We start from the raw sequence: 5513 nt of genomic DNA, 5'->3' as shown, positions 1-5513 counted from the left end.
TCAGCAATCTTAAACTTCTTAGACGAATCACCAGAACGGAAAACATCCTTCATAGAAATTTCACGCGGCGGCAAGTTGCCATACAAAACAGGGTCGCCAGCAATATCGGTATAAGTCAAAGCACCTTTAGCGTTAAGGTACTGAATCTCTTTAGTCGCAGTAGGCGGAAAACGAACAAGCGCAAGAGTAAACATAGTGCCATGCTCAGGAACAAAGAAACGCGGCACAGAATGTTTATAGGTCTGTTGAACACGACCAGAAAACTGGCCTAACGACGTTTGGTCAGTTCCATCAACATCATAGCCAGATGCCCAGAGATTAGAGCGCATGACAAGTAAAGGACGGTTGTCAGCGTCATAAGAGGTTTTACCTCCAAATGAAGAAATAACATCATGGTAACGCTGCATGAAGTAATCACGTTCTTGGTCAGTATGCAAATTAGCATAAGCAGCTTGCAGACCCATAATGTCAATAGATGTGGTAGAAGTCGTCATTTGGCGAGAAAGCTCAGTCTCAGGAGGAAGCGGAGCAGTCCAAATGTTTTTGAGATGGCAGCAACGGAAACCATAACGAGCATCATCTTGATTAAGCTCATTAGGGTTAGCCTCGGTACGGTCAGGCATCCACGGCGCTTTAAAATAGTTGTTATAGATATTCAAATAACCCTGAAACAAATGCTTAGGGATTTTATTGGTATCAGGGTTAATCGTGCCAAGAAAAGCGGCATGGTCAATATAACCAGTAGTGTTAACAGTCGGGAGAGGAGTGGCATTAACACCATCCTTCATGAACTTAATCCACTGTTCACCATAAACGTGACGATGAGGGACATAAAAAGTAAAAATGTCTACAGTAGAGTCAATAGCAAGGCCACGACGCAATGGAGAAAGACGGAGAGCGCCAACGGCGTCCATCTCGAAGGAGTCGCCAGCGATAACCGGAGTAGTTGAAATGGTAATAAGACGACCAATCTGACCAGCAAGGAAGCCAAGATGGGAAAGGTCATGCGGCATACGCTCGGCGCCAGTTTGAATATTAGACATAATTTATCCTCAAGTAAGGGGCCGAAGCCCCTGCAATTAAAATTGTTGACCACCTACATACCAAAGACGAGCGCCTTTACGCTTGCCTTTAGTACCTCGCAACGGCTGCGGACGACCAGGGCGAGCGCCAGAACGTTTTTTACCTTTAGACATTACATCACTCCTTCTGCACGTAATTTTTGACGCACGTTTTCTTCTGCGTCAGTAAGAACGTCAGTGTTTCCTGCGCGTACACGCAAGGTAAACGCGAACAATTCAGCGGCTTTAACCGGACGCTCGACGCCATTAATAATGTTTTCCGTAAATTCAGCGCCTTCCATGATGAGACAGGCCGTTTGAATGTTGACGGGATGAACATAATAAGCAATGACGGCAGCAATAAACTCAACAGGAGCAGGAAAGCGAGGGTATCCTACAAAGTCCAGCGTACCATAAACGCAAGCCTCAACGCAGCGACGAGCACGAGAGCGGTCAGTAGCAATCCAAACTTTGTTACTCGTCAGAAAATCGAAATCATCTTCGGTTAAATCCAAAACGGCAGAAGCCTGAATGAGCTTAATAGAGGCCAAAGCGGTCTGGAAACGTACGGATTGTTCAGTAACTTGACTCATGATTTCTTACCTATTAGTGGTTGAACAGCATCGGACTCAGATAGTAATCCACGCTCTTTTAAAATGTCAACAAGAGAATCTCTACCATGAACAAAATGTGACTCATATCTAAACCAGTCCTTGACGAACGTGCCAAGCATATTAAGCCACTTCTCCTCATCCAACGCGTCAGTTTTTGACAGAATCGTTAGTTGATGGCGAAAGGTCGCAAAGTAAGAGCTTCTCGAGCTGCGCAAGGATAGGTCGAATTTTCTCATTTTCCGCCAGCAGTCCACTTCGATTTAATTCGTAAACAAGCAGTAGTAATTCCTGCTTTATCAAGATAATTTTTCGACTCATCAGAAATATCCGAAAGTGTTAACTTCTGCGTCATGGAAGCGATAAAACTCTGCAGGTTGGATACGCCAATCATTTTTATCGAAGCGCGCATAAATTTGAGCAGATTTGTCGTCACAGGTTGCGCCGCCAAAACGTCGGCTACAGTAACTTTTCCCAGCCTCAATCTCATCTCTCTTTTTGCGTTCTGCTTCAATATCTGGTTGAACGGCGTCGCGTCGTAACCCAGCTTGGTAAGTTGGATTAAGCACTCCGTGGACAGATTTGTCATTGTGAGCATTTTCATCCCGAAGTTGCGGCTCATTCTGATTCTGAACAGCTTCTTGGGAAGTAGCGACAGCTTGGTTTTTAGTGAGTTGTTCCATTCTTTAGCTCCTAGACCTTTAGCAGCAAGGTCCATATCTGACTTTTTGTTAACGTATTTAGCCACATAGAAACCAACAGCCATATAACTGGTAGCTTTAAGCGGCTCACCTTTAGCATCAACAGGCCACAACCAACCAGAACGTGAAAAAGCGTCCTGCGTGTAGCGAACTGCGATGGGCATACTGTAACCATAAGGCCACGTATTTTGCAAGCTATTTAACTGGCGGCGATTGCGTACCCGACGACCAAAATTAGGGTCAACGCTACCTGTAGGAAGTGTCCGCATAAAGTGCACCGCATGGAAATGAAGACGGCCATTAGCTGTACCATACTCAGGCACACAAAAATACTGATAGCAGTCGGCGTGTGAATCATTAGCCTTGCGACCCTCGGCAGCAAGAACCATACGACCAATATCACGAAAATAGTCACGCAAAGCATTGGGATTATCATAAAACGCCTCTAATCGGTCGTCAGCCAACGTGAGAGTGTCAAAAACGATAAACCAACCATCAGCATGAGCCTGTCGCATTGCATTCATCAAACGCTGAATAGCAAAGCCTCTACGCGATTTCATAGTGGAGGCCTCCAGCAATCTTGAACACTCATCCTTAATACCTTTCTTTTTGGGGTAATTATACTCATCGCGAATATCCTTAAGAGGGCGTTCAGCAGCCAGCTTGCGGCAAAACTGCGTAACCGTCTTCTCGTTCTCTAAAAACCATTTTTCGTCCCCTTCGGGGCGGTGGTCTATAGTGTTATTAATATCAAGTTGGGGGAGCACATTGTAGCATTGTGCCAATTCATCCATTAACTTCTCAGTAACAGATACAAACTCATCACGAACGTCAGAAGCAGCCTTATGGCCGTCAACATACATATCACCATTATCGAACTCAACGCCCTGCATACGAAAAGACAGAATCTCTTCCAAGAGCTTGATGCGGTTATCCATCTGCTTATGGAAGCCAAGCATTGGGGATTGAGAAAGAGTAGAAATGCCACAAGCCTCAATAGCAGGTTTAAGAGCCTCGATACGCTCAAAGTCAAAATAATCAGCGTGACATTCAGAAGGGTAATAAGAACGAACCATAAAAAAGCCTCCAAGATTTGGAGGCATGAAAACATACAATTGGGAGGGTGTCAATCCTGACGGTTATTTCCTAGACAAATTAGAGCCAATACCATCAGCTTTACCGTCTTTCCAGAAATTGTTCCAAGTATCGGCAACAGCTTTATCAATACCATGAAAAATATCAACCACACCAGAAGCAGCATCAGTGACGACATTAGAAATATCCTTTGCAGTAGCGCCAATATGAGAAGAGCCATACCGCTGATTCTGCGTTTGCTGATGAACTAAGTCAACCTCAGCACTAACCTTGCGAGTCATTTCTTTGATTTGGTCATTGGTAAAATACTGACCAGCCGTTTGAGCTTGAGTAAGCATTTGGCGCATAATCTCGGAAACCTGCTGTTGCTTGGAAAGATTGGTGTTTTCCATAATAGACGCAACGCGAGCAGTAGACTCCTTCTGTTGATAAGCAAGCATCTCATTTTGTGCATATACCTGGTCTTTCGTATTCTGGCGTGAAGTCGCCGACTGAATGCCAGCAATCTCTTTTTGAGTCTCATTTTGCATCTCGGCAATCTCTTTCTGATTGTCCAGTTGCATTTTAGTAAGCTCTTTTTGATTCTCAAATCCGGCGTCAACCATACCAGCAGAGGAAGCATCAGCACCAGCACGCTCCCAAGCATTAAGCTCAGGAAATGCAGCAGCAAGATAATCACGAGTATCCTTTCCTTTATCAGCGGCAGACTTGCCACCAAGTCCAACCAAATCAAGCAACTTATCAGAAACGGCAGAAGTGCCAGCCTGCAACGTACCTTCAAGAAGTCCTTTACCAGCTTTAGCCATAGCACCAGAAACAAAACTAGGGACGGCCTCATCAGGGTTAGGAACATTAGAGCCTTGAATGGCAGATTTAATACCAGCATCACCCATGCCTACAGTATTGTTATCGGTAGCAAGCACATCACCTTGAATGCCACCGGAGGCGGCTTTTTGACCGCCTCCAAACAATTTAGACATGGCGCCACCAGCAAGAGCAGAAGCAATACCGCCAGCAATAGCACCAAACATAAATCACCTCACTTAAGTGGCTGGAGACAAATAATCTCTTTAATAACCTGATTCAGCGAAACCAATCCGCGGCATTTAGTAGCGGTAAAGTTAGACCAAACCATGAAACCAACATAAACATTATTGCCCGGCGTACGGGGAAGGACGTCAATAGTCACACAGTCCTTGACGGTATAATAACCACCATCATGGCGACCATCCAAAGGATAAACATCATAGGCAGTCGGGAGGGTAGTCGGAACCGAAGAAGACTCAAAGCGAACCAAACAGGCAAAAAATTTAGGGTCGGCATCAAAAGCAATATCAGCACCAACAGAAACAACCTGATTAGCGGCGTTGACAGATGTATCCATCTGAATGCAATGAAGAAAACCACCATTACCAGCATTAACCGTCAAACTATCAAAATATAACGTTGACGATGTAGCTTTAGGTGTCTGTAAAACAGGTGCCGAAGAAGCTGGAGTAACAGAAGTGAGAACCAGCTTATCAGAAAAAAAGTTTGAATTATGGCGAGAAATAAAAGTCTGAAACATGATTAAACTCCTAAGCAGAAAACCTACCGCGCTTCGCTTGGTCAACCCCTCAGCGGCAAAAATTAAAATTTTTACCGCTTCGGCGTTATAACCTCACACTCAATCTTTTATCACGAAGTCATGATTGAATCGCGAGTGGTCGGCAGATTGCGATAAACGGTCACATTAAATTTAACCTGACTATTCCACTGCAACAACTGAACGGACTGGAAACACTGGTCATAATCATGGTGGCGAATAAGTACGCGTTCTTGCAAATCACCAGAAGGCGGTTCCTGAATGAATGGGAAGCCTTCAAGAAGGTGATAAGCAGGAGAAACATACGAAGGCGCATAACGATACCACTGACCCTCAGCAATCTTAAACTTCTTAGACGAATCACCAGAACGGAAAACATCCTTCATAGAAATTTCACGCGGCGGCAAGTTGCCATACAAAACAGGGTCGCCAGCAATATCGGTATAAGTCAAAGCACCTT

Annotated in this window: 9 protein-coding genes; all 9 read right to left on the bottom strand. The window is 44.7% G+C overall.

Annotated elements, in window-relative coordinates; translation table 11 throughout:
* Positions 1-1043: major capsid protein (locus KJS52_RS28060; protein ID WP_116298504.1), on the bottom strand; the 1043-nt coding region annotated here is incomplete at its 3' end.
* 36 nt (positions 1044-1079) lie between these two features.
* On the bottom strand, positions 1080-1196 hold the full coding sequence (locus KJS52_RS28055; RefSeq protein ID WP_000033471.1) for a phage DNA packaging protein J: 117 nt from the start codon (positions 1194-1196) through the stop codon (positions 1080-1082).
* A complete protein-coding gene (locus KJS52_RS28050) occupies positions 1196-1654 on the bottom strand; it encodes a scaffolding protein D (RefSeq protein WP_000084700.1) in 459 nt (152 codons plus the stop codon). Before KJS52_RS28050 ends, KJS52_RS28055 begins: the two co-directional genes overlap by 1 nt.
* Entirely contained in the window at positions 1651-1890 is a 240-nt protein-coding gene (locus KJS52_RS28045) for a phage DNA packaging protein C (protein WP_016670801.1), read from the bottom strand. The genes KJS52_RS28050 and KJS52_RS28045 overlap by 4 nt, the downstream gene beginning before the upstream one ends.
* Positions 1823-1975, bottom strand: a complete 153-nt coding sequence (locus tag KJS52_RS28040; protein ID WP_435988044.1) for a hypothetical protein — start codon at positions 1973-1975, stop codon at positions 1823-1825. Before KJS52_RS28040 ends, KJS52_RS28045 begins: the two co-directional genes overlap by 68 nt.
* Positions 1908-3449 carry a replication endonuclease gene (locus tag KJS52_RS28035; protein WP_000252566.1) on the bottom strand — a complete coding sequence of 514 codons (1542 nt, stop codon included), beginning with the start codon at positions 3447-3449 and terminating at the stop codon, positions 1908-1910. The genes KJS52_RS28040 and KJS52_RS28035 overlap by 68 nt, the downstream gene beginning before the upstream one ends.
* Positions 3450-3512: 63 nt before the next feature.
* Entirely contained in the window at positions 3513-4499 is a 987-nt protein-coding gene (locus tag KJS52_RS28030) for a Minor spike protein (RefSeq protein WP_000466547.1), read from the bottom strand.
* An 8-nt stretch (positions 4500-4507) separates the two neighbouring features.
* Positions 4508-5035 (bottom strand): hypothetical protein, encoded by a 528-nt coding sequence (locus KJS52_RS28025; RefSeq protein WP_000487867.1) that lies wholly within the window; start codon positions 5033-5035, stop codon positions 4508-4510.
* A 110-nt stretch (positions 5036-5145) separates the two neighbouring features.
* Positions 5146-5513 (bottom strand): major capsid protein (locus KJS52_RS28020; RefSeq protein ID WP_079744006.1); only part of this gene is annotated, 368 nt, incomplete at its 5' end.

It is taken from the genome of Paenibacillus montaniterrae (assembly GCF_018403185.1).
GTDB classification, from domain to species: Bacteria; Bacillota; Bacilli; order Paenibacillales; family Paenibacillaceae; genus Pristimantibacillus; species Pristimantibacillus montaniterrae.
The sequence above is the reverse complement of the archived record's forward strand: the minus strand, read 5'-3'. Positions and strand labels throughout refer to the sequence as shown.